Origin of the sequence: Salinibacterium sp. TMP30 (genome assembly GCF_038397785.1) — a bacterium.
Classification (GTDB): Bacteria; Actinomycetota; Actinomycetes; order Actinomycetales; family Microbacteriaceae; genus Rhodoglobus.
Genome location: NZ_CP151642.1, coordinates 2,613,762 through 2,638,821, shown reverse-complemented (window position 1 = coordinate 2,638,821; position 25,060 = coordinate 2,613,762). Strand labels below are relative to the sequence as shown.

Annotated in this window: 18 protein-coding genes; 8 read left to right on the top strand and 10 right to left on the bottom strand. The window is 60.4% G+C overall.

The genetic code is table 11. The features are described from left to right. Positions 1-110 precede the first annotated feature (110 nt). Positions 111-704, top strand: a complete 594-nt coding sequence (locus tag AADH44_RS12725) for a GNAT family N-acetyltransferase (RefSeq protein WP_341953237.1) — start codon at positions 111-113, stop codon at positions 702-704. Then, the gene (locus tag AADH44_RS12720; protein WP_341953236.1) at positions 701-1,714 is read left to right on the top strand and encodes a Gfo/Idh/MocA family oxidoreductase; all 1,014 of its coding nucleotides are present in this window, start codon (positions 701-703) and stop codon (positions 1,712-1,714) included. The genes AADH44_RS12725 and AADH44_RS12720 overlap by 4 nt, the downstream gene beginning before the upstream one ends. Here the strand turns inward: AADH44_RS12720 and AADH44_RS12715 are convergent. Then, positions 1,711-2,358 carry a biliverdin-producing heme oxygenase gene (locus AADH44_RS12715; RefSeq protein ID WP_341953235.1) on the bottom strand — a complete coding sequence of 216 codons (648 nt, stop codon included), beginning with the start codon at positions 2,356-2,358 and terminating at the stop codon, positions 1,711-1,713. The two genes, AADH44_RS12720 and AADH44_RS12715, sit on opposite strands and share 4 nt — an antisense overlap. Positions 2,359-2,456: 98 nt before the next feature. Here AADH44_RS12715 and AADH44_RS12710 point away from each other — a divergent pair, with 98 nt between their 5' ends. Further along, positions 2,457-3,971, top strand: a complete 1,515-nt coding sequence (locus AADH44_RS12710; protein WP_341953234.1) for an MFS transporter — start codon at positions 2,457-2,459, stop codon at positions 3,969-3,971. Positions 3,972-4,028: 57 nt separating this feature from the next. Here the strand turns inward: AADH44_RS12710 and AADH44_RS12705 are convergent, their stop codons facing one another. The 4 genes from AADH44_RS12705 to AADH44_RS12690 form a co-directional block, all read right to left on the bottom strand. Then, a complete protein-coding gene (locus AADH44_RS12705; RefSeq protein WP_341953233.1) occupies positions 4,029-4,616 on the bottom strand; it encodes a hypothetical protein in 588 nt (195 codons plus the stop codon). A gap of 87 nt (positions 4,617-4,703) precedes the next feature. Next, on the bottom strand, positions 4,704-5,111 hold the full coding sequence (locus tag AADH44_RS12700; protein ID WP_341953232.1) for a DUF4383 domain-containing protein: 408 nt from the start codon (positions 5,109-5,111) through the stop codon (positions 4,704-4,706). 121 nt (positions 5,112-5,232) lie between these two features. Beyond that, the gene (locus tag AADH44_RS12695; protein WP_341953231.1) at positions 5,233-5,535 is read right to left on the bottom strand and encodes a DUF2470 domain-containing protein; all 303 of its coding nucleotides are present in this window, start codon (positions 5,533-5,535) and stop codon (positions 5,233-5,235) included. A 4-nt stretch (positions 5,536-5,539) separates the two neighbouring features. Continuing rightward, entirely contained in the window at positions 5,540-6,679 is a 1,140-nt protein-coding gene (locus tag AADH44_RS12690) for a calcium/sodium antiporter (RefSeq protein WP_341955013.1), read from the bottom strand. Positions 6,680-7,472: 793 nt separating this feature from the next. Between AADH44_RS12690 and AADH44_RS12685 the strand changes: the two genes are divergently transcribed. Beyond that, the gene (locus tag AADH44_RS12685) at positions 7,473-9,011 is read left to right on the top strand and encodes a sugar transferase (RefSeq protein ID WP_341953230.1); all 1,539 of its coding nucleotides are present in this window, start codon (positions 7,473-7,475) and stop codon (positions 9,009-9,011) included. Positions 9,012-9,389: 378 nt separating this feature from the next. On the opposite strand, the gene AADH44_RS12680 is transcribed toward AADH44_RS12685, so the two are convergent. Then, a complete protein-coding gene (locus AADH44_RS12680) occupies positions 9,390-10,460 on the bottom strand; it encodes a glycosyltransferase family 1 protein (protein WP_341953229.1) in 1,071 nt (356 codons plus the stop codon). Between the two features lie 83 nt (positions 10,461-10,543). Between AADH44_RS12680 and AADH44_RS12675 the strand changes: the two genes are divergently transcribed. Beyond that, positions 10,544-11,308: a CDP-alcohol phosphatidyltransferase family protein gene (locus AADH44_RS12675; RefSeq protein ID WP_341953228.1), complete on the top strand. Its 765-nt coding sequence runs from the start codon at positions 10,544-10,546 to the stop codon at positions 11,306-11,308. A 15-nt stretch (positions 11,309-11,323) separates the two neighbouring features. Here the strand turns inward: AADH44_RS12675 and AADH44_RS12670 are convergent, their stop codons facing one another. From AADH44_RS12670 to AADH44_RS12660, 3 genes are read right to left on the bottom strand one after another with little or no spacing between them, the layout of a single operon-like run. Further along, entirely contained in the window at positions 11,324-12,235 is a 912-nt protein-coding gene (locus tag AADH44_RS12670; protein WP_341953227.1) for a hypothetical protein, read from the bottom strand. Continuing rightward, entirely contained in the window at positions 12,232-13,329 is a 1,098-nt protein-coding gene (locus AADH44_RS12665) for a Gfo/Idh/MocA family oxidoreductase (protein WP_341953226.1), read from the bottom strand. Before AADH44_RS12665 ends, AADH44_RS12670 begins: the two co-directional genes overlap by 4 nt. Next, positions 13,326-14,564 (bottom strand): DUF1972 domain-containing protein, encoded by a 1,239-nt coding sequence (locus AADH44_RS12660; RefSeq protein WP_341953225.1) that lies wholly within the window; start codon positions 14,562-14,564, stop codon positions 13,326-13,328. The genes AADH44_RS12665 and AADH44_RS12660 overlap by 4 nt, the downstream gene beginning before the upstream one ends. A gap of 173 nt (positions 14,565-14,737) precedes the next feature. Between AADH44_RS12660 and AADH44_RS12655 the strand changes: the two genes are divergently transcribed. The 3 genes from AADH44_RS12655 to AADH44_RS12645 all read left to right on the top strand — a co-directional run bounded on the left by AADH44_RS12655 (position 14,738) and on the right by AADH44_RS12645 (position 23,153). Then, positions 14,738-15,421, top strand: coding sequence for a hypothetical protein (locus tag AADH44_RS12655; protein ID WP_341953224.1), 684 nt, complete (start codon positions 14,738-14,740; stop codon positions 15,419-15,421). Between the two features lie 131 nt (positions 15,422-15,552). Beyond that, the gene (locus AADH44_RS12650; protein ID WP_341953223.1) at positions 15,553-21,894 is read left to right on the top strand and encodes a PKD domain-containing protein; all 6,342 of its coding nucleotides are present in this window, start codon (positions 15,553-15,555) and stop codon (positions 21,892-21,894) included. A gap of 11 nt (positions 21,895-21,905) precedes the next feature. Continuing rightward, the gene (locus tag AADH44_RS12645) at positions 21,906-23,153 is read left to right on the top strand and encodes a hypothetical protein (protein ID WP_341953222.1); all 1,248 of its coding nucleotides are present in this window, start codon (positions 21,906-21,908) and stop codon (positions 23,151-23,153) included. On the opposite strand, the gene AADH44_RS12640 is transcribed toward AADH44_RS12645, so the two are convergent. Continuing rightward, positions 23,150-24,979: a right-handed parallel beta-helix repeat-containing protein gene (locus AADH44_RS12640; protein WP_341953221.1), complete on the bottom strand. Its 1,830-nt coding sequence runs from the start codon at positions 24,977-24,979 to the stop codon at positions 23,150-23,152. The two genes, AADH44_RS12645 and AADH44_RS12640, sit on opposite strands and share 4 nt — an antisense overlap. Positions 24,980-25,060: the final 81 nt, after the last annotated feature.

Genomic DNA, 25,060 nt, shown 5'->3' with positions numbered 1-25,060 from the left:
CGGGACCCACAGCGAAGAGGAAACTCTGGTTGCCAGTCATCTTAGACCACTTCGATATCGTAGCGTGATCATATTAATAGACCACTTGACGCGAGATATATGGTGAAACAATGAGCTATATCCGCCCGGCGGGCTTGCAGGACCTCCCCGGTGCCTACCGCGTCTGTCTTCAGACAGCGGATGCGGGCGCCGATGGGAGCGTTCTCTACGAGAACCCCGACCTTCTGGGTCACGTCTATGTTGGCCCGTATCTGGTGGGGCAACCTGACTTCGCGTTCGTGATCGCAGACAACCATGGAGTTGCCGGCTACGTGCTCGGCGCTGCCGACACCCGCAGATTTGAGGCGTGGCAAGAGCGCGACTGGTGGCCTTCGCTGCGCGAACAGTACCCCCTCACCGGCGGCGCAACACTCGACGATGAGCTGATCAGCCACCTCCATTCACCCGTGCACTCGCCCGATGCGGTAGCCGAGCGCTACCCGGCGCACCTCCACATCGACTTGCTGCCGCGAGTGCAAGGCACAGGATTCGGGCGAACGATGCTCGAGACACTTTTTGACGCGCTTCGCGCGCGCGGTGTGCACAGCATCCACTTGGATGTTGGTGAAGACAACCACAACGCGATCGCGTTCTACCGTCACCTCGGATTCGTGGAGGTTGCCCGTGGCACTGACTCGGTCTATCTGGGAAAGGAACTGTCGTGATTCTGCCGGAACCGACTGCTGTGCCGCTACGTGGCGGTGCGACCCTTCGCTGGGGTGTGCTCGCTCCTGGCGGGATCGCCGCTGACTGGGTTGCAACGATGCACGCGAACACCGATCAGCGGGTTGTGGCGGTGGCATCTCGTTCTGCCGCGCGGGCCGCAGAGTTTGCGCAGAAGAATGGAATCGAGCGTAGCTACGGAAGCTATGAGCAGCTCGTGGCAGATCCCGAGGTCGACATCGTTTATGTTGCCGCCCCAAACGTCTTTCACCGCCCGCTAGCGTTACTGGCGATCGCCGCGGGCAAGCATGTGCTGATCGAAAAACCTCTCGGTGTCGATGCCGCTGATGCGCGTGTGATCGTTGACTCCGCTCGCGCTGCTGGGGTGTTTGCGATGGAGGCGATGTGGACCAGGTTCCTGCCACAGACGATCGTGATGGCGCGCCTTCTGGCTGAGGGGGAGCTGGGCGACGTGGCTGTGGTGACCGCAGATTTCGGAGCAGACTTTGGCGACCTCCGTGATCAGCCAGTGTTTGATCCGGCAATGGGTGGGGGGTCACTGCGCGATATTGGCATCTACCCGGTGTGGTTCTCCCGTTTCGCACTCGGTGCGCCCAGTTCGTTGTTTGCGAAGGGGCGGATGCTCGACAGTGGTGTTGATGGCCAGGTGGCGATGATTCTCGACCACCCCACCGGTGCCCAGGCTGTGTTGCACACGACGATGCTTGCCGACACTCCCACAGAGGCCCGCATCAGCGGCACGCGCGCTCGCGTCGAGGTGCGTTCTCCGTTTTATGCGCCCGATGGTTTTGCCTTTGTTCGTGGTGAGGAACGCACCGAGTTCACGGATGAAACCGGACTCCGTGGTCGCGAGGGGCTCGCCTTTCAAACCACCGCGATCGCGCAACACGTTGCCGATGGCCGAACGGAAGCGCCTGAGCATCCACTCGCTGTATCGGTAGAAATTCTGGAAACGCTCGATACCTTGCGTGCTCAGGTTGACGCGGGCTAGGCAGCCGCTTTCGCGCGGGAAAGGTCGACAAACAGATCGGTGTTGAATTTGTAGGCCGTCAACACTTCGTCGATGACGCGGTTGCGTTCGGCGTCATCCCACTCAACGGCATCGAGCTGTTCACGGTAGGTGGTCTTGAACTCTTTGGGCTTCGCGATCTGGTCGAAGAGGTAGAAGCCGACACCGTTGGTGTCAAAACCGAACTGGCGCTGCATGAGGGTGCGGATGACTTGCCCACCTGAAAGATCACCGAGGTAGCGGGTGTAGTGGTGGGCTATGAATCCGCCAGCCCAGTTTTGGGCAGCGATCTCGCCCACGCGTGCGGCGTAGGCGGCCGCCGTGGGGAGGGGCGCGATGTGGTTACGCCAGTCGGGGCCGATGAGAAATTCTAGGTCAGCTTCGATGGCGGGCAGGCGGGTGAGTTGCGAGGTGATGAATGGTGCGGCAACGGGATCATTCGCAAAGTGGTCGGCTGCGGCCTCGATGGCTTCGTAGATGAAGTAGTGCTGGGCGACGAGGGCGATGTAGTCTTCGCGGCTACCCTTGCCCGTCATGAGATCTTTCATGAAGTCGGCGCCTTCGCTATCACCGTGGCTTGACCAGGTGCGCTCACGAAGGGCCTGTGAGAAAGGAATTACAGTCACTGAGGTCTCCTAGCGAAGTTACTTAGGTGACCCTCACTCTACTGGGAGCTGCCACGGAAACCGCAAGGGTGACAGCGTCAGGACTGTATCGTAATGAAGTGAGTGCGATTGAGCAGCCCCGCGTCTTGGCGACGACCAAGCAGTGGTTTGCTCTTGTCGTGTTGATGCTGCCGACACTCCTTGTCTCGATCGACAACACAGTGTTGAGTTTCGCCCTGCCGAGTATTGCCAGAGACCTGCGGCCGAGTGCGGTCGCGCAGCTCTGGATCGTCGACGTGTACCCACTGGTGCTCGCCGCCTTGCTCGTGGGGATGGGCAATCTCGGCGATCGATTTGGGCGTCGTCGCATGCTGCTGATCGGTGCCACGGGTTTCGGAATTGTCTCCGTGCTCGCGGCCTTCGCCCCCGATGCGATCTCGCTCATCGTCGCTCGGGTGTTCCTCGGAGTCTTCGGTGCCATGCTGATGCCGTCGACCCTGTCGCTCTTGCGCTCGCTCTTCGTCGATCGTCGGCAGAGACGACTCGCGATCGCTATTTGGGCAGCCGGATTTTCGGCCGGTTCCGCTATCGGACCGCTCGTCGGGGGAGTCCTACTCGAACATTTCTGGTGGGGATCGGTATTCCTCGTCGCCGTGCCGTTCCTGTTGCCGCTGCTGATCTTCGCGCCACTGTTGATCCAAGAATCGAAAGACCCGGCGCCCGGTCCGTTCGACCTCGGCAGCATTGCACTCTCGATCCTCACGCTCGGACCGGCCGTCTACGCCATTAAGGTCATCGCAACGGAGGGTATTGGTGTGCTGCCTGTCGTGCTACTAGTCATCGCGGTGCTTTCCGCCGTGTTTTTCGTGCGTCGGCTTCTTGCGCAGAGCAACCCAATGCTCGACATGAACCTGTTCCGGGTGCCCTCCTTCAGCGGTGCGGTGCTTGTGAACCTCGTCAGTGTCTTTTCGCTCCTCGGACTTCTGTTCTTCCTCACTCAGCATCTGCAGCTTGTGGTGGGACTCAGCCCGTTTGATGCGGCTCTCGCGCTCACCCCCGGCATTATTGTCATCATCCTTGCGGGACTCGGCGTTGTGCCACTCGTGCGGTTCGTTCGACCAGGGTTTCTGATGGCCGGCGGGTTATTGCTGTCGCTACTCGCCTACACGTCAATCGCAGTGATCGGGGGCGACGCGACAGTGCTGAGCCTCATCGTGGCGTTCTGCATTCTTGGTGCCGGGATTGGTTCGGCAGAAACGCTCTCCAACGATCTCATCATCTCCAGCGTCCCTGCTGATAAGGCCGGGGCGGCATCCGGTGTCTCCGAGACCGCCTACGAACTGGGTGCGGTGCTCGGAACGGCCGTGCTCGGCAGCATCCTCACCGCCGCCTACCGCTCGTCGATAGTGATCCCGAACGGACTCCCCGCCGCGGATGCGATGGCAGCGCGCGAGACCCTCGGCGGTGCCGTCGAGGTGGCCTCCACTCTGCCCGATGGTCTCGGGGAGCAACTGTTGGACTCCGCCCGTCACGCCTTCGACTCGGGAGTTGTTGCAACATCGTGGGTTGCGGTCGGCCTCATGGCCGTAGCGATCACCATCACGCTAGTGACTCTGCGGTCCGTGCGGAGTTAGCCGCACGGCCGCCCAATGCTGTGACTACTGGGGATGCGAGATTTCGGCGAGCGTCGCCTAGTGACCGTCGTGGCCAGGGATAGTGAACAGGCCGTCGACGTTCTCGCCGGCGGGGTCGTCTCTCTGCGGAGTAAATGAGCTGTCGTGCTCGCCATGAGGTTGCGCGTAGAGGCCAGCCTCGGTAGCGGCCAGTGCCGGAGTGGTGAGAGCAGAAACCACCAGACCACCCACCATGAGAGCGGTCAAGTAGCGTACAGCGCCGGGGGCGGTGCGCGCCGCCGGGCGACCTTCACGCACGCGGCGGGCGTGCAGCGACAGGACGCCGGCCACAAAAAGTTGGAAGATGGCGGCAACGCCCCAGGGCACGACATCCATGACTGAAGCGAGGGTGGGGATGTGCAGACTGGATGCTGCGGCAACCAGCAACCCCCACGCAACAAGTGGTGCCACCGCAACTACCATCGCGGCGCGCGGTGTTGGCAGGGTGTCTCGTGTGAAGGCGAGCACACCCCAGCCAAACTCGATGACACCGAGGAGTGCGAGGGGGATGGCCAGCCCGAGAGGAGCACCGATCACAAGTGCAACATGGATTAGTCCGGTGCCGATTGCGGCAAAGGAAATCCAGGTTCGGGCAATAGTGGACATGATCGAGCTCCTCTCAGCGCTGGGAATGGTGGTGTTTGCGGGGGTGCGACGGGCACGTTACCGCAGCCCGTCGCACTTGGTCGAGCGTTATGAGCTGACGCCGGTAGCGCGCTTGTCGGCACCGAGGCCAACAGCGAGCAGTACAACGGCACTGGCGAAGTGCAGCACGTTGTCTGCAGCGTTGAGAGCCAAGATGTTGAGCGATGTGCCAACGAGTAGCAGTCCGGCAAAACCAAGGACGAGGTACGCGAAGCCGACCGTGGAGTTCACAGCGCGGGCGGCTCGCTTGTTGGAGATTCCGGCGAGAAGCAGGGCGGCACCGATGAGGATGTGGGCAACGTTGTGGAAGATGTTGACTTCGAACAGGCCCAGCAGCAGTCCACCTTCGGTGGCAAAGAAACCCACACCGTTGGTAACGGAGAACCCAAGTAGTCCAATAAGAACGTATACCGCGCCGAAGATGACTCCCAGCAGACGGTTAGGTGATGTAGCCATTGACGTGCCTCCTCTGCGCAAACCCGATGTTTGCACTGTTGATCCTTATTCGTATCCCTCGGCCATTCGGTTTGGCTAGGGGCAGCAAGTGGTGAACTTGGGGCGGGATTGCGGCGGTGCGCTAGCTGTGTGGCCGTGCTTCGACGCCGAGCTTCTCGCACGCTCGTTCGTACAGGTGCACAATTTCTTGCCGGATCTCTGCACGCTCGCTAATGGGGGCACCCCACGGGAGCGAAACGTGGTGCTCAACACCGTGGCCGTCGGAGTACTGCCACGTACCTTCGGTGTCGTCGAGTGAGACCATGGCCGCCGAGATGGCGGCAGATTCGGCAAACGCACGCACGATGAGCAAATTGTCACCGTTGTGGTCGCTGTTCATATGGGCGAGTACTGCGGACACGATTTCTGCGCTGAAAGTGGTCACGGTTCTAGGTTAGTTTCACAGGAGAAATCTGGCCACTTTTCCTCCGGTTGGAGCGCCGTCGCACGTCGTAAAAGACTGTTGTTGCGACTGTGAGTACTAGCAGCGGGAGCACAAAAAGGACCATGGTCCACGTGAAGCCGCTTTGCGCGTCGTGGGCGGTGGCATCCAGAACGACGTACGTCATGTACGCGAGGTAGAGCCCTACGAGCATCACTCCTTCCCACCGTTGCACGGTGAAGCCGGTGAACGTGAGAGGCGCTATCACCACCGCCGCGGCGAGCATAAGCGGAATATCGAGAGCAACCGCTGCGGGTGCCACCAGGATGCCGCCGCCCGAGATCAGAGCGGGCACACCGAGCACGAAACCGATATTAGCGATGCAGCTGCCCACAATGTTTCCGACAGCGATATCTCGCTGGCCACGTACTGCCGCGATGACGGACGTAACCAGCTCAGGTAGCGAGGTGCCTACCGCAACAACCGTCAGCCCGATCACCAAGCTTCCTACACCCAATGAAGCTGCGATGTTGACGGCACCGGTGATCAGCAGGTTTGCGCCCACAACCAGTAGTCCGATGCCGCCCAACACGAACAGCACCGAGACCACGAAGGTCGGTCGATGAGCCGTCGGCGCATCGACCGCTTCTGTAGCGGACTGATCGTTGATGGCCCCCTTTCTCAGCGCGATCGTCTCCCGGCGACCAAGAATGAGAGTGACCGCGGTGTGCACAAGGACCAAGGCCAACAAGAGAAGCCCATCGACGAGGGAGATGATTCCGTCCGCGGCGAAGATCAACAACGCAACGGATGCCCCGATCATGACCGGTACGTCAATTCGTACCAACTGCTGCTTGACAGCTAGGGGGAGGATGAGCGCTGCAATACCAAGGATGAGGAGAACGTTTGCGATGTTAGACCCGACGACGTTACCGATCGCTAAGTCGGCTTCGTTTCTGAACACTGCTTCGACACTGACCGCCAGTTCGGGGGCTGACGTTCCCATTGCGACAACGGTCAGACCTATTACCAGCGGGCTTAGCCCCCAACTGCTTGCTAACGAGGATGCTCCCCGCACCAAGAGTTCACCGCCACCGACCAGCACAATAAGACCTAACACCACTAGGCCAACATCGAGGGCGTTCATCACTTGGCCATTTTACTCGGATGATGCCCGATCGTTTCGGGAATAAGCCCTTCCATGATTCCGCAACCTAGTACCATTCCGCGGCGACGACTTCTCACCAGTGCATGTGTAGACCACTTGCCGGAGCAGGTTATTGGTGGGTGGATTCTCGAAAATGGAGCGCACATGGTTCTGGTGGTGCCGGGGAGGGCTCTCAGCTGCACGGACCTTAGCTCTTCGATTGCTCGTTCCTTGCGGAGGTTGCCGGATCGTTGTGCTGAAACCGCTCGTTATCTAGCGGCGTCACCATGCAAGAGATGCCCGTGTTTTAGGGGTGAGCAGGGCATCCGCCGGCTACTCAGTTACACGGCCGACGACTGCGGTGCTGTCTTTAGTGGAGCGCTTTGCGCGCAGTGGGCGAAAACGCTAGAGCGGGAATCACCGCGCACAGCGCCTGGAGATTGACGGGCTGGAGAGCGGAGTTCCGTCAATGCGACACGCCGTGTACCCCCCAAAGTGGGGGTATCTCACCGAGCGCGAAGGAGAGTAGTTTCACTCACTACCCCCTTTAGGGGGACAGCAAGACAAATACCCGCAAGAAAACTCGCCCCGCAAACGCGTGCCACCCCGCTCGCGTCCTCCCCCCCAACGCACGCCCCCCGTGCGTTCCTATGAGTGCGCTCCAACCCGACACCCGAAATGTCGTGATCCCGATGCATGTGCAGTTTCGCCCTCCCCTAAAATCACCCGCAAGACAACCCGCCCCCGCAATACCCGCTACCCCGCTCGCTCATTGCCCAGCGAAAGCTGAGCAATGAGCGAGCTAAGAAAACTACCCGTCCAGCCCACAACCGAGAGAGAGCGCAGCCACCTACGACTCGTCGAAGAGACTGACTTTCACCCGCTTGCGTCAACCACGCGCCATCCCGAATCTGGTTTGGTATGGACGCGCGCCTATCAAAAGAAATTGCTGCTCTCGGATGCCGCGATCATTGTCAGCACCATGATCGCCGCATTGCTGACTCGTGCTGAAATCACCCGCATTCCCGAGTTCATCGCCGGAGTTCCCCCGCTGATGTGGTTGGGTCTCGGCGCTATCGCACTCGTGTGGATAGGGCTGCTGGAGATCTTCCACTCCCGCGACCGCCGCATCATTGGCGCAGGACCCGACGAGTACAAGCGACTCATTACCGCGTGCATGACTGCGTTCGGCCTGCTGTCGATCGCCCTTCTGTTCCTAGAAGCCGGCTTCCCCGGCAAAAGCGCGGTGCTGACCATGGCGACCGGCGTTGGCGTGCTCCTCGTCAGCAGATGGTCGTGGCGCAGATCGCTCACCCGTCAGCGAAAGCTCGGACGAGCGCTCTCCCGTGCAGTGGTTGTCGGATCACGTCTCGAGGTCGATTACGTCGTCTCACGGATTCAGGGGAACCTGAGTGCAGCATTCGCCGTCGTTGGGGTGCTGACCGACCCGGATTCCGAAGAGGAGCCCGAATTCGGTACTGTCAAGAGTCACGGATTCGGCCCAGAGCAGATCGCCGCAACCGCCGCTGCGCTCGGAGCTGACGCCGTCATTGTTGCTGGCGACCATGGCTCAGGCAACGACTTCATTCGCGACCTCGCCTGGCAGTTAGAAGGCACAGCGGCCGAGCTGATCTTGGCCTCCCGCCTCGCCAATGTTGCCGGGCCGCGCATCCACTTTCGACCCGTCGAAGGCCTTCCTCTTATCCATGTTGAAATTCCGCAGTTCGAAGGAGGAAAACACGTCGTCAAACGAGGCCTCGACATTGTGGTCTCTGCCCTCGCCCTCGTGATCCTCTCACCCCTGTTTCTGATCTTGGCAGTGTTGATCCGAATGGATAGCCTCGGCGGTGCATTCTTCAGCCAGGTGCGAGTGGGTCGCAACCTTGCGACATTCCGGATGTTCAAGTTTCGGTCGATGGTGACGGATGCCACAGAAAAGCTCGCTGGACTCGCTGAGCAGAATGAAGGCTCGGGCGTGCTCTTCAAGCTGAAGAACGACCCAAGAGTCACAGGCATCGGCCGGGTAATCCGAAAGTATTCGCTTGACGAACTGCCGCAGATTTGGAACGTATTGAAAGGCGACATGAGCCTAGTTGGCCCGCGCCCGCCACTGCCCAGCGAAGTGCGTGCCTATAAAGGAAAGGTCAACCGCCGAATGTACATCAAGCCGGGGCTCACCGGCATGTGGCAAATCAATGGACGCTCTGACCTCAACTGGGAAGACAGCATGCGGCTCGATCTCTACTACGTAGAGAACTGGTCGGTTGTTGGCGACCTCGTCATTATGTGGCGCACGGTCAAAGTGCTGATTCACCCCGTAGGGGCGTACTAATGAAACGCGCACCCGCCAGCGTTCGTGCTGCCGCAATGAACGGCCCAGACAACTACCACCTGCGGGTCGCCAATAACCCCCAGGCGCCCTCACAGTTGCCGTCGGGAGGCATGTGAGGGCAAACACCCGTCGCTGATGTGTGCCACGAGAGATGGAACTTTTGTGCACGCGAACGATGCCACGTTGAGCGGATGGGTCGTAATGGAACCGGCAGCCATCTCGGGGGGCTGCGGTGCCCTGCGATCTACGTTTGCTGGTGTCGGACGCCAAGTCCCCCCAGCTTTGCGAAGCGGACTGCGCCATCAGCGGCGGGCTAACCCTCTGAGCTGGTTATCTCCGGAATCCGTCGTTCTGTGTGAGGAAAAGGCCGCCGGCGAGCTACGAGTGTTGGCGAGAAATCGCCTCACGCATTGAGCGCACGCTTGCCTCCCACGAATAGCCGAGATCACCGGGCGACGGGGTCGACTCCCGCGTGGGTGCAGTTCGGATGGCGTCGGCGATAGCCGACACATCATCCGGATCAGCGAACCTAGCCTTCGCTCCCAAGATCTCATGGAATACCCGGATATCGCTCACCACAACGGGCGCGCCGAAATGTCGCGCCTCGAGAACGGGAAGCCCGAACCCCTCATCGCGGGTGAGGAACAACAGCAGGGAAGTGTTCTCATACAGCCAGGCGAGTTCGTCATCGTCAATGAATCCCAGAAACCGCACAATGCCGCGATCAACAGCTTTGGCGACGGCCGCTGGCAGGTCGGCACTTCTGCCCTGAGGTTCTCCCACAATCACCAGCGGAGAATCTTCGGTAGCTCGACCAGACGCGAGTGCCGCCTCGATGGTGGTGGCCAGATTCTTGCGAGCGTTGAGCCTGCCGACGCAGAGCAAAAAGGCGCCGCCAGTCGCATCCGGCGCCTCGAGCCCCGCTGGCTTGCGCGGAACAGCATCCGCCAGGCCCCGCCCAACAGCGAGCCCCACCGGAACAACTGTGCGTCCGCGACTTAGGCGACTAATGCGGTCGGCTTCAGTCTGCGACGAGGTGAACACCCAGGTGGCTCTCCGGGCTGTCAACGGCATCAGGCTGAAGTAGGCACGCTCCTTGAGCGTGAACCACTCCGGCGAAGTAAGAAACATGTAGTCGTGAATGAAGACGGCGCAGGCCCCGAATGCCGGAGTGAAATTGTGCGTGATGGTGACATCGGCGTGCATCCGTCTGGCGATGAAAGGCAGCTCGACGATTGTGCTGATGCCGTGAGGTTTCAGCCGAGTGCCGACGACGGTGACGCGGTCGGGCAATTCTGACCGAGCGATGTCAGCGGATGCGCGGCGAACGGCGACGGTGAGCTCATCCTGGGGAAATTCGCGCTCCCACGCCCAGATGAACTCGCGCAGCACTTGGCGATTAGACGCAGGGCCTCGCGCCCACCAAAAGCCGTCAAAGAGAACGCGCATGCCCCACATCGTATCGCCGGCGCTGCGCTCGTGGCCGGAATCGATCCCTCGACCTCGCGAAGTGCATACCGCTACAGTGGAATATGACCGCCACAGGGGAAAGCCCAGCCGCACCATTGGGATACCGTGCCATAGTCCGGCAGCTTGCAACCGCACAGAAACCAGGGCGCGGTGCGCCACCGTACTCGCGCTGGGTGAATCGCCGTCTTGGACGTTTGCTCGCGGCGGCCGCGTTTCTGATGGGCCGAACGCCGAACCAGGTCACGATGGTCAGCGCGGCTTCGACGCTGGTCGCGCTTGTTCTAGTAGCCACAGTTCTGCCCAGTTGGTGGCTCGGAATTCTCGTCGCGTTCTTACTGCTGCTCGGGTATGCCCTTGATTCTGCAGATGGGCAACTCGCTCGACTGCTCGGAGGCGGAACCAAATCAGGTGAGTGGCTCGATCATGTCGTTGACGCCTTCAAGATTGTGATCTTTCACGGCGTGATCCTGATTTCGTTGTACCGCTTCGGTGATGAGTTGCCGGATGCTGTGCTGCTGATTCCGCTCGGCTTCATTGTGGTGTCATCGGTGTTCTTTTTCGCGATGATCCTTACTGACCAATTGCGCAGGATCGCGTCATCTGAGCGCGGACATGCCTACGCCAAACCGAGCGGTGGTGGTGGCTGGCTGCAGACAATCGTGGCGATCCCCACCGACTACGCGGTGCTCTGCCTGTCATTTGTGCTGTTTGGCTGGCTCAGCGGATTCGTCATCGTGTACGGGTTGCTGTTCGCCGCCAACGCCGTAATCCTCATCGCCGTGCTCGCACGGTGGTGGCGCGAACTGCGCATGATCGACGCGTCCTGAGGGCGCTAGCGAGCCCTAGTTCTCGAGCTCCCGCACAAGCGCAACGGTGCTCTCGATGTGCCCACGGCTGGATGCCCCGAACACAATCGATTCGATCCCCGGCTGCGCAAAGATCCACTCGAGTGCTTCGCGGGGGGCAATAGCACCCGACGCGAACACCGACATAGCGACCGCCCGGAAAGGACGCTTGGCGAGTGCATCCTGATACGCCTCGGTGCCACCAGACATGCGGAACCCGATCTTGTTGATGTTTGAGCACACCAGTGGGTTCTCGATGCCGGCACGATCAAGATGGTCGAGCAGCATCGGCAGGTTCATTGTGATGAACCCAGGTTCGGCGCTGTAACGTGACCGCACATGGTTAGCGAAGATTGCGAAAGCATCCGTAAATCCGAGCCCGAGCAGCAGATCCACGACCACGTTTTGCAGCCAAATCACTGGAGTGTGCACGCCAGTGAACCCGGCCATCTCGGCATCCACAAGCAAAGTGATTATGCCTTCGATGTCTTTCTTGGCCAGCGAGCGCCCCCCGCGCATCATCGCGTTGAGCAGGCCCTCATCGGGCAGGAACTTACCCAGCGCTCCTAGGATGCCGCTCTCGGTCACGGCATCCGCATACTTGTGGGCGTAGGGCATGCAGGGGAAGAACGAAAACCCCTCGTAGCGCTTAGGCTCGGCACGCATCCGGTCAACGACTTCGGAGATGCGGTCGTGGGTGGTGCACATGAGGGTGCGGATGCCGCTGTCATACGCATCGTCAATAACAGCCATGATCGCGTCGAGGTCGTGAAAGCGCATCGCCTGCTCGCGGGCTTTCTCCTCAGAGCGGTGGTTAATGCCAAAGAACTGGTTGTCGCCGAAGAGAAGGCGGTCGAGCTTGGCCGGTGCTGACGGAGCTGCCGAAGTGTGGTCTGTTGTGGTGCTCATGATCGTCTCCCCAAGAGGCTGCGGCGGCGGGTCGGTGTCGATGCTGCTGCAGCACTCGACGCGGCAGTTATGGCTGGCCCTGCTGCCGCATCCTGAGTGAGCAGTTCGATGATCCGGTCAGTGACCGCCGCGCTTGCGAAGTCGTTGGTGGCGGGCAGGGAAGGATCGTGGATGCGTCGCACAAAGTGATCGAGTTGGGCGCTGTACTCCTCGCCCCGCAGATAAAACCACACCTCGTCGGTGAGCTCGGTCGTCGATTTGATGTTCCAGCCCTGCGGGTACCCTTCTGCTTCGGGCGCGGTGCTCCTCAGGTACACCTGAATCTCTTGCCGGTCGGCAATTATCTTGCCTTGGGTGCCAAAGATACTCATACGGGTCGTCATCTTTCGGTACGACTCGTCTGACCAGTTGACCGAAAGTTGGCCGCTCACTCCGTCGGCGAAGTAGATCGTGCTGTAGACCTCGTCTTCCGTGTTCTCCGAGAAGATGCTGCCCAGAATGGTTCCCCCGACTCCGGTCGCGTCACCCACAAACCAGGTCGCCAGGTCGAGTGGATGCGCGGCATAGTCGTAGAGGCAACCTCCGCCCTCCGTGCGCTTGCTGCGCCACGTCGAGCCCTTCGCTTTCAACACGACAGGACCATACGATTCGGCCTGAAGATGAGTGACGCGGCCAATGGCTCCAGCCTCGAGCAGACGCTTCGCTTCGCGGAAAGTGCCAACAAAACGGTTGTGGTACCCGACCTGAGTAACTAACCCTCGCGCTGAAGCCAACTCAGCTAGCTCTGACGACTCGGTCGAAGTAAGGGTGAGCGGCTTCTCACAAAACACGTGGAGACCGTGTTCGAGCGCCGTGCGCACCATTGCCGCATGAAAGCGGGTGGGGGTCGCAATTAATACCGCATCCAGCTCGACAGTCTGCAGCATCTTGTCGAAATCGGTGAAAGTTTTCAGTCCTGTGTACTTCGAAAGAACGCCAAGAATGTAGCCAGCCGAATCCACCACACCATCAACGGACACCTCGGGATGTGCCCGAATCATTGAGAGGTGGGATAGCCCCATTTTTCCTAAACCGACCACACCGACACGAATCATGCGGACTTCTCCCGAGGTTCTTCTCGCTCGTGCACCTCAGCGGGTTGCTGAGATGGTTGTGCCGAATCTTCGAACGGCGGCACCAAAGGGGGCGCGTCAACGTAAAGCTTCAGCACATCTTCGTACTGCCCCGCAACGTGCTCCCAGGTGAACTCCGTCAGGTGCCTACTTCGGCTTGCGGCGGCGAGTGCGTGCCGCTGTTGCGGCGAACCTAGCAGAGTCGAAATATGTTCGGCAGCGTCATCCACATCGCTGAAGTAGAGAGCGCCGTCGCCCGCCACCCACCGGTTGTAGGCATTGTCGTGCGCAATCACCGCATTGCCCGCCGCCATTGCTTCGACGAGTGATGGGTTAGTGCCGCCGACCGTGTGACCGTGCAGATAACCGAGACTGTGGAATCGAAGAGACGCCACCTCATGTGGCTCGTAGATCGGCCCGACGAAGACAACTTCATCGCTCGCCGCTTCGCGCACAGCACGAGCGTAGGGATCGCTGTCGTCATACGTGCCGAAGATCGCGAGCTGGTGACCGCGTTCTTCTCGGGAGAACGCGGTCACCAGCTCGAGGATGGAGTTCTCGGGAATCGGGCGGCAGATGAGGGTTAGATAGTGCCCCGGCGTCAGGCCCCTGCTCGTCACGGGGAGCGGGTCAGCCTGCTCCACGGCGTGGGCGCCATACGTGATTGTGATGAGTTTCGACCGTCGCGCTCGGGTCGCGAGATACTGCTCGATCACAGGATGATCGGCAATCAGACTGTTTCCTACCCAGCAGGCGATGCGCTCGTTGACCCAAAGAATCGCTTGCCGGCCCTTGCCCCACCGCGCTCGCGACCACTCGATTCCATCCATGTTGATGATGTTGGGGATGCGCTTGAGTCGCTGGATGATGTTGAACACGGCGGTGTTGTAGCCAAACGTGAGGCAGACATCCCGGTGTCGTGACGCGTGTCGGATCGAGGCAAGATCGAAGCTTGCCGTGCCCAACCAGCCGTCACGAGGTTGGGGGATCATGACTCGCTCGATGCCATTCCACACATCTGTTGTCGCTGGCCCGGTTCCCGGAACCTGACAGTAGACGATGGTGCGCCACCCCCGGTCGCGAAGAAAGAGAGCGACATTTTCCGCCGCGGTTTCGAAGCCACCATAGGCGGCGGGAACCCCATGAGTGCCTAGGATGCGCACAGTTGGCTGGCGGGCGTTCGGAAGACGGGCGTTTGCTGAAATGCGGTTTTTCAACTGTCCATCCTCCTGGCAGTGCCTCAAGAATTTCGAACAGACCCCCCACTGTCTGGACTCGAAAGTGTACGCCCCGCGATAAACGCAGTTTCTCCCCAGAAGTGGGGGGTTACACTCGTGCCACCCGGGGTGTATCGTCCAACCCCGAACACTCCCAATGCCACGGAGCCGCAATGACAAATGCGAAGACCCCCGCTGGTGGCGGAGGAGCCCCCACCCAGCAGCCTGCCGCGTCATGGCTGAGTACGCGCTCGGGGCGGATTGTGGCTATCGGAATTGTGGCAGTGATCGCTCTCGGTCTCGGGGTTGTTGCCTTCACCCAGTTTGCGCCAACGTCGGGTTTGCTTGCGTCGCCCACCAGCTCGCCCTCGACGCCGGGTGGGGGCGCTGGGTCCCCTTCCGCTGCGCCATCGGGGCAGCCGCCAACTGATGGCCCCGTGGTGCCCGATGTGACTCCGATCGATATCGAGCAGCCCGGAATCATCACGGCTGGCCTCACTGCACAGATCGCCGCGGTCGAAGCCGTCGATGGGATTGCGCAGGGACCGGGAGAAGTGGCCGGGCCGTCGTTACGTGTCACCGTTACGATCACCAACTCGACGTCAAGTGAAACATCACTTCGTACGGCTATTGTCAGTTGCTACTTTGGGCCCGATCGCACGCCCGCCCAGGAGCTGCGTGAGCCCGGTGGTAGACCACTTCCCGCGTCGATCGCACCCAATAAAGCAATTGATGGATTTTATATATTTACAGTTCCAGAGGATCAACGTGGCAACGTCACGATCATGGTCGATTACTCGGTGGACGTTGTTCCGCTGGTGTTCCAAGGTGATGTCGCGGAATTGATGGCTAGATAGCTCGTCAGCCCGGCGTAGGTGGTTCACCAATTCTACCCCCCTTTTGGGGGGCACCCAAAATGGGGTATAGGGAATATAGTGTGGCACCAGTGGAACCCCGAAATACCCACGACACCCCGAAAAGGCACAAAATGCGCGCACCCCGCCATATGCCACCGAAAACGCTGAGACTGATTTCAGCCGCAGCAACGATGACATTAATCGCAACCCTGCTCACGTGGATGCAGCCCACCGCGGCTGTCGCCGACACGGCGGCTAGCCCGCCCATGCCATCCACAGTCTCGACAGACGTACTTCCCACCCCTCAGATCAATGGGGTCGTCTGGGATCAGACCATCGTGGGCAACACGGTTTACGTTGCGGGAAACTTCACCAAGGCACGCCCCTTTGGGGCCGCCGCCGGAACCAACGAAGTCAACCGCTCGTACATGCTCTCGTACAACCTCACCACCGGGGCACTGCTGCCCTGGGCCCCCACCTTTGATTCGCAGGTTCGAGCTATCTCGGCATCGCCGGATGGCACACGCCTGTACGCAGTCGGCGACTTTACGACCGTCAACGGCACCTCCAAATCCCGCATTGTTGCGTTTGATACCGCCACGGGTGCCATCAATAGCGCTTTCGATGCGCGCGCGAACTATCGTGTTTACGCGGTCGTCGCGACAAACTCCGCCGTCTACTTCTCTGGCCCCTTCACGTCGGTCAGCGGCAGCACTCGGCTTGGCGGTGCCGCCGCACTCGCCTCCAATGGTGCCGTAACTCCGTGGGCGCCCGAGCTTGCGGGCGGCCGCGCTTTCGGCATCGTCATTTCGCCTGACGAAACAAAAGTCGTGATCGGTGGCGACTTCACCACAGTCAACGGCTCAGGCAACCCCGGCTACGGCCTCGCGATGGTTGATGCGACTGCTGGAGCGCTCATCACCCCGTTCGCAGTAAACAACTCTGTTCGCAATGCTGGACTCAATGCAGCAATCTTCTCCTTGGCATCAGACTCCGACAGCTTCTACGGCTCGGGCTATGTCTTCGGTTCCGGCGGAAACCTAGAGGGCACGTTCCGGGCCAACTGGTCGAATGGCGAAATCGTCTGGATCAACGACTGCCACGGAGACACCTACTCCGTTTCCCCCGCCCCCAATGGCGCCATCTATGCCGCCGGCCACTCGCACTATTGCGGCAACATCGACGCCTTCCCGCAAACCGATCCCTGGACATTTAGCCGCGGTATCGCTTTCAGCAAGGACGCAACAGGCACCATCTCCCGCGACCCCTACGGCTACCCGAACTGGTCAGGCAACGCGAGCCCATCAATGCTCAACTTCTTCCCCGACATCAACCTCGGAACCTTCACCGGCCAGTACCAAGGGCCATGGGATGTCAGCGCCAACGCCCAGTACACGGTCTACGGCGGAGAATTCACGAGAGTCAACGGCAAATCACAACAGGGCCTACTGCGATTTGCGGTGCCGTCGATCGCTCCTAACCTTGACGGCCCGCGACTAACCGGTAACGACCTCGTACCCACGATGACGTCTCCCGCCCCCGGAACGATCGCGCTCAGCTGGATCGCCGACTGGGATCGTGACAACGAGAACCTCACGTACCACCTCATCCGCGACGGCAAGAGCGCGTCGCCCATCTACGTGACGACGCAGGATGCACGGTTCTACGACCGCCCGACAATGACCTACATTGACACCGGTTTGACGCCAGGGCAGACCTACACGTACCGACTCCGTGCCATTGATCCTTACGGCAACAACGGCTGGGGAACCACCGTGTCGTATACCGCTGGCGCCACCGGACAACTCAGCGACTATGCAAGTGCGGTGATGAACGACCAGCCCACTAGCTACTGGAGGCTCGGAGACCCAAGCGGCAGCACTGCGGTAGACAGTGTCGGCCGCGACAACTCGACCGCCAACGCTGGAGTCGGATTCGGAGCATCCGGGGCGATCATCGGTGACAGCAACACTGCCGCGAACTTCACCGGAAGTTCCAACAGCTACACCGGATCAGGAGAGAAGGTGTGGCGCGACAACACCTTCTCCGTTGAGGCCTGGTTCAAGACGAGTACCACCGCCGGCGGAAAGATTGTCGGATTCGGCAACAAGCAATCCGGCAACTCCAACAACTACGACCGTCACATCTACATGGATACGTCAGGAAAGGTGAACTTCGGGGTCTACACGGGCAGCACACGCATCGTGCAGAGCGCCAGGTCATACAACGACAACCAGTGGCATCAGGTAGTCGGCAGCATGGGCGCGACCGGGATGGAACTCTTCGTCGACGGCGTGCGCATCGGCGTAGATCCCAGTGTCGTCTGGGGCCAAAACTACTGGGGCTACTGGCGTATTGGTGGCGACCGAAGCTGGAGTGGGGCTGACTACTTCAACGGTGCCATTGACGAAGTTGCCGTGTACCCGAAGCCACTCACCGCGACCCAAGTGCAGAACCACTACCTGCTCTCAGGCCGCTCACTCACAGGCCCGCCGGCACCAACCGACAGCTACGGAGCTGCGGTGTATGAGGCTAGTCCGCAACTGTACTGGCGTTTGAGCGAAGCTTCCGGCGCAGTCGCCAACGACGCCGGACTGCAGGGCATCAACGGAAACCTCAGCGGAACCTACACTCGCGACGTTCCCGGTGCGCTCGGTGGCACCAGTAACAGTGCGACCCGGTTCACGCAGGGTCTCGCCGCGACCGCAGTCTCGATGGCCAACCCATCGACGTATTCGAGCGAGGTCTGGTTCAGAACGACCAGCACCAGCGGTGGAAAACTTGTCGAATTTGGATCATCCGCTGCGGGTACCGCCAGCAGTTATGGCGATCACATCATCATGCGCAACGACGGCACCCTGCTCTTTGGAACCGGCAGCAGTACTGTGTCGAGTGCCGCGTCGTACAACGACGGCAACTGGCATCAGGCTGTTTCGACCCAGGGATCAGGGGGGCTGCGCCTGTACGTCGACGGCGCGTTGGCAGCGACCAGTCCTGCGACACCGAGCCAAACGTTCTCCGGCTTCTGGCGGCTCGGACGCGGCAACACGGTCGGAGTGGCGTCATCTAACTACTTCGACGGCGATCTCGACGAGTTCGCGATCTACCAGACCGTGTTGAGCGCGAGCGATGTGAGCTCTCACTACCTCTTGGGCACCGCGAACCAGGCACCGGTTGCCGCGTTCACGCACACTGAGGCAAATCTCGTAGCGAGTTTTGATGCTTCCGGTTCTTCTGACCCTGACGGAACCATCTCCAGCTACGAATGGAACTTCGGCGACGGATCCACGGGCGCTGTGGCTGTGCTCAATCACACCTACGCGGCCGCGGGCACCTACGACGTGACGCTCAAGGTCACTGACAATAAGGGAGCCTCGGCGACCACGACAGCATCGGTGACGGTGCTTGCCGCGAATGTTGCCCCGACGGCGGCGTTCACCTCGACTGTGACCGAGAACGTCGTGAGTTTCGATGGCTCCTCATCGTCGGACCCCGAAGGCACAATCAGTTCGTACCAGTGGAACTTTGGCGACGGCGCCAACGATACTGGCGCAACTGTTTCCCACTCTTACGCCGCCGCCGGGGCCTACACGGTTACGTTGACGGTGGCTGATGCCCAAGGTGCGACGGGCACGGTGTCACAGGTGGTGACGGCGCTTGCACCTCCGGCCGTGACCGTGCTGGCCAGAGACGAGTTCTCTCGCACGGTCGCCTCTGGCTGGGGAACAGCAGTAGTTGGCGGTGACTGGTCAACGAACACCGACAGCAACTTCTCGGTCGCTTCGGATGCCGGTGTTGTCAACCACAGTTCTGCTGGATCAACGAGGCATGCTTGGTTGCCGTCAGTATCGACTGATGATGTGACGGTCAGCGCCAGCATCTCCGTCGATAAACCGATCACTGGTGGCGGCGCATTCACCGGGCTTACCGTTCGTGAGGTCGGAAACAGCTTCTACCAAGCACGCGTGCGATATTTCTCAAACGGAACGCTTGCGTTCCAACTGTTGAACGGTGGCTCAACCAGCATCGCCTACACCGAAGTTCCCGGGCTGACGTTCTCTCCGGGAGACGTGCTGCTAGTCAAGGCTCAAGCCTTTGGAACCTCGCCGACAACTTTGCGCGGCAAGGTCTGGAAATCGGGCACCGCAGAGCCAACTGACTGGACTCTGGCCGCGAGCTCTTCGGTTGCCAGCCTTCAGACCGCGGGATCAGTAGGCCAATACAGCTACCTTTCGGGTTCTGCCGTAAACGCTCCGGTGCGAGTCAGCTACGACAGTTTCCTCGCTGTCGCCGGTCATGCCGAGGGCGGTGTCGTGCCCGTCAACCAGGCCCCCACGGCATCCTTCACGAGTTCGGTGAACGCCCTAACGGCAAGCTTCAACTCGAGTGCTTCGGCCGACCCGGATGGCAGCATCGCCTCGCGGACTTGGGCGTTCGGTGATGGCCAGACCAGCACCGCAATCAGCCCCGACCACACGTATGCCACAGCCGGCACCTACCAAGTCACCTTGACGGTCACCGACAATCAGGGCGCGACGGGATCGGTCACGAAGCCTGTTACTGTCACCGCCAATCCCGCGAATCAGCCCCCGGTGGCAGCGTTCACGCTCGATCTAGCCGGCCTCGCCGCATCCTTCAACGGAAACGGCTCCAGTGACCCGGACGGCAGCATTGCGAGTTATGCCTGGAACTTCGGTGACGGCCAGACCGGCACCGGAGCCACAGCATCGCACAGCTACGCGTCTGCCGGATCGTACACAGTGACACTCACCATCACCGACAACCAGGGCGCAACCACAGCTGTCACGCACGTGGTCGCACCCAACCCGGCAGCGGACGTACCGCAACCTGCGAAAACCGTTGTCGTCATCATGGAGAACAAGTCCGACACTCAGATCATTGGCAGTGCTCAGGCTCCGTTCATCAATTCCCTAGCAGGCGACGGTGCCCTGATGACAGAGTCATTCGCTGTGGTCCACCCAAGCCAACCGAACTACCTCGCGCTGTTCAGCGGTTCGCTCAATGGGGTGACCACAAACGACTGCCCAAACACCTTCACGACGACAAACCTATACAACCAGTTGACCGCTAACGGTAAGAGCTTTGTCGGGTACTCAGAGAGTCTGCCAAGCGTTGGTTTTACCGGCTGTGAAAGCGGCGACTATGCGCGCAAGCACAACCCATGGGTGAACTGGCCGTCAATTCCTGCAGCGGTAAACCAGCCGTTCACGGCGTTCCCCACTGACTACGCCACTCTGCCCGATGTCTCCTTTGTTGTGCCAGACCTTCAACATGACATGCACGACGGCACGATCACCGAAGCAGACACGTGGCTTCAGTCCGCCCTCGGAGGTTATGTGACTTGGGCAAAGGCAAACAACAGCGTGCTGATTCTGACGTGGGATGAAAACGATGGACGAGCCTCCAACCAGATTGCGACAATCTTCGTCGGCGAGAAGGTCAAGATCGGCCAGTACTCGCAAACAATCGACCACTATGACGTGTTGCGCACAATTCAGGATGCGTATTCGGTGCCGTCAAACGACCTGAGCGCTGCGGCAGCACCAATCACCAACATCTGGCTCGGCGCGAACCAAACACCCACTGCGGCGTTCACCTCCGCAACGGCCGACCTGACTGCATCATTCGATGGATCTACCTCCAGTGATCCTGACGGAACGATCAGTTCGTACTCGTGGAACTTCGGTGACGGACAGACAGGAACTGGCGCCACGACGACCCATGATTATGCGACTGCCGGAAACTACACCGTCGTTCTCACGGTCACCGATAACCAAGGTGCCACCGGGTCGGTCAGCCATCAGGTCACCGTCACTGCAGCCGGAGGCCCCATCGCGCTGGACGACTTCACTCGCACCGTCGCCGCCGGATGGGGAACAGCCAACACCGGAGGCGGCTGGTCAACGAACGTGAACTCTGCCTTCACCGTGTCGAGCGGATCGGGCTTAGTCGCGCACGCCACGCCCGGATCAACGCGTCGCGCCCTTCTCACCGGGGTGAGCCAAACCGCGGTTGAAGCGCAGGTTGAAATTTCCGCAGACAAGGTCGCCGAATCAGGGCACATCGTCATGGGAATCATCGGGCGCCAAGTGGGTTCGGCGTTCTATCAGGCACGAGCACGATTGCAACCCGGAGGCGCTGTCGGACTGCAGATTATGTCTGGCTCCTCCACTGTGCTCGCCAATATGAACGTTCCCGGTCTGAGTTATGTGGCAGGGGACACACTTATCCTCAAGACCAGCGTCAGCGGAACCAACCCCACAACAATCACGGCGAAGCTCTGGAAAGCTGGAGATGCTGAACCTGCAGGATGGCAACTGAGCACGACAGACTCGACAGCCGCCCTTCAGGCGGCCGGTTCAATCGGCTTTGAAAGCTACCTGTCGAGCTCAGCCCCCAACGCGCCCGTCGCTGTACGACTCGACAACTTCCTCGCACGACTCCCGCAATAGTCTTAGTTAGTGTGACGCGTAAACGCACAGCCCTGGGGGCGATCGGATCGCAGGGCATGCAAGCCCTATCGAGTTTCACGATCCAAGTCATCGTTGCGCGCACGCTCGGCTTTGACGGACTCGGCGCCTTCGCGATTGCCTATGGCGTCATGGTTCTCGTAGCGGGAGTCGCGAGCGGAATGGTCGGCGACTCACTAGTGGTGTTAGAGCGCCGCGAGCGGAGCATCCGATCGGCGCTTCAGCAGTATGCGGTCGGGATTGCCGCGCTCGCCGCGATAGCGTCTGCGGCTGTCGGATGGGCGTCAGGGCTTCTGGATGCCGCAACGGCATTGGTCTTCGGAGTTGCCGTCGCCCTCTTCGCTCTCGAAGAGATCATGCGGCGTCTACTCATGGCCGGGTTCGGTTTTTGGCGTGTGATGATGATCGACTTCGCCGCATTCTGTGTGGCGCTCGTGGTCATCGGCATTGCCACGCTGACGGGCAGCCTCAGTCTCCTGGTCTTTCTCGGCGCCATCGCGATCGGCCAGCTTGCCGCTATCGCTCTGGGCATCGCTCTGCTTCCCGCCGAGGAACGATTCTTCGTCGGCTTCACTCGCGTCGGTCTGGTGGCAGTCTTTCAGTACGGCAGCTGGCGCTCAGGTCAACAGTTTCTGCGCCCAGCGATGCTCACCGTGGTTCGCACCCTCGTTACGCTGCTTGCAAGCCTGGCGGCGACAGGTCTTCTCGAAGCAGGTCGAGTGTACGTAGCGCCAGCAACGCTCGCCGTGAGTGGACTCAGCTCCTACCTCTTTATCTCTTTCGCAAACGACAAGAAGAAACCGCTCCGTGAGAAACTGCGCAGAGCAGATCGTTCAGTGCTTGCCCTCGTAGGCTTTACGGTGCTCGTTGGCACCGTTCTCGTTGCAGCTTTGCCCTGGGCAGGTGCGCTGCTCTTCGGTACTGCGCCGGACCTATTCGCCGTGGTCGGCTGGATCGCCTACACCGCATCCATCGCCGCAGTGACTCCCTATGGGGCGCTCGCGGCCGTCGCTGGAAGGCAAGCAGCAGTCTTTACGGTGCGCGCGATCGATACCGTTGTCGCCGTCGGATTCGTTTGGACCGTGCTCGCAGCGGGGGGCGGAGTGCAGTGGGTTCCGGCGGCACTCGCCGGGGCATCCATTCTTGGCGGTCTCGCCATTAGATGGTTCATTCTGGTGCCCCTGATTCGGCGCGAGCCGGGAGCGGGAACGGGAAGTGGATCTAGTGCAGGCTTGCGCTAACCGAGAGCGGCAGCCACAGCCGGAAACCCCACAAACGTGGTTGCGATCCAGCTAGGCAGTTCTGGCAGAGGTGCGGCAGAGCCGTTACTGCGTTCGACGGCTTCCGATCCGCGAAACTCTAACCCGCTGTGCTCTTGATCGGCGCCACGAGTGACATCGTCGAGGGAGCTGAATCGTGTCACGTTGCCGGGGGACATCGGCCAAGCGATGATTGTTTGGGGGTCGCCATTAGTGGCTCGCGCAAAGAGATTGTTCTCAACGGTAATCCCAAAGTCGTCAGCGCTTCGGGTGCGCGAATAGTCTTCGATCCAAATCAGGGCGCGATCCCCGCTGCCGACCAGAGTATTGCCCACAATTGTGACATCGGTACCCAACCACGTCATCACCGGGTCATCCATAAAGCGCTCATCGTGGCCAGGAACGCTCTCATCACTCTTCAGCCGCTGATCTTGCAGAACTGAGATCGCATTCTTTTTGCTGACCACGAGATTATTCCTGATCTCTACGCTGCTGGTGTCATTGATCTTCATGCCGAGGTTGTCATTGTGAGCAATGTAGTTGTCGGCGATGACTGCTCTGGCTGAGATCTCCAAGAACACCCCATGGCCCTTATTTCCGGCAAGTTCGCTTCCGGTGATGGCGATATCGCGGCACGACTGGTCGAACCACAAACCGGTCGCGTTGTTGTCCGAAAATTCGGAACCACTGATGACCACTGTGCGTGAACGTGTGAGCTTCATCCCTCCGGCAACTGGCGCCCTGTTGAACCATTCGGTGTTGTTGCCAGACGCCTTAAGGCCCTCGATAACAAGGTCGTCAGCGAAGTTTGCGGCGACACCAATCATCCCGTTCTTCGTCGACGTCACATTGCGCAGCGTCACATTGGCGGCCGTGATGAAAAGGCCGGTGGTCGCGGACTCGGAGATGACCACATTTTCTAGCGTGACCCGGGGGCGTTCGACGGTCACGGCACCAAAATCGGGCACTGATGGCGCGTAGCGGCGCACACCAACGCCTCGAATTACCGTGTCGGCGGCGCGGATACTGACCGCTCGCTGAAGCTCGCTTGCCAGAATCACATGCTCGCTGGGGTCGGCGCCAAGATACAGCAGTCCCGCAGCTTCGTCGTGAAAGAACGAGGTTGCCGTGAGCTCGTCAATCCCAGTCACCTGAGTAAGCGGTTCGTCATCCCACCACAACTGATCGGGATGCGCCGCGAGCGGATGCTTGCTGGTGACGAAGTTCCAGTGCTCTTCTGTGTTGTCTTCCGCCCCACGGGTATAGGTCGGGCTGGAATCGAAGACGACATCCCACGGCATTGACCAGTGTGCGCCATTCGAAGCCCAACCCTCAGCAACTTGGCTTCCGTCGAGCCAAGCGGCTTCATCCGGATACGACTGCACCGTGAGTGGTTTGCCATCAGGAATCGTCACGGACTCGTGGTAATCGCCTTCACGCAAAACGATTGTGCCCCCCGCCACAGCTCGCGCGATTGCCGCTTTGATGGTGCGAAGCGGGAACTCACGACTGCCATCGCCATCGTTATCCCCGGTGGGCGAAACGTAGAGGGCGTCTGCGGGAGGCTCATAGGCTGTGGTGCCCACATCGACCGAACCCGCGTCGACCGAATTCGATCCGGCATTCTGAGGCGCCCCAACGCCTGCCACCGACGGGATCGGTGGCAGTACAACGTCGCCATTACTCCCCAGTTGAGTAGCAGCTAGGGAGCCCACGACAACAACGGCGGCGACCCCTAAGGCGATCCCGGCAGCAACCACACGACGGCGCCGCGGAGACCGGGTGGTGATCTCTCTCGCAGCGGGCACGGGCGCTCCTCACGGTCCGCCGGGCGACGCGGTGCGGGGGCACTCGCCATCCTGCGGAACCTCAATCTATCTTCCCAGAAT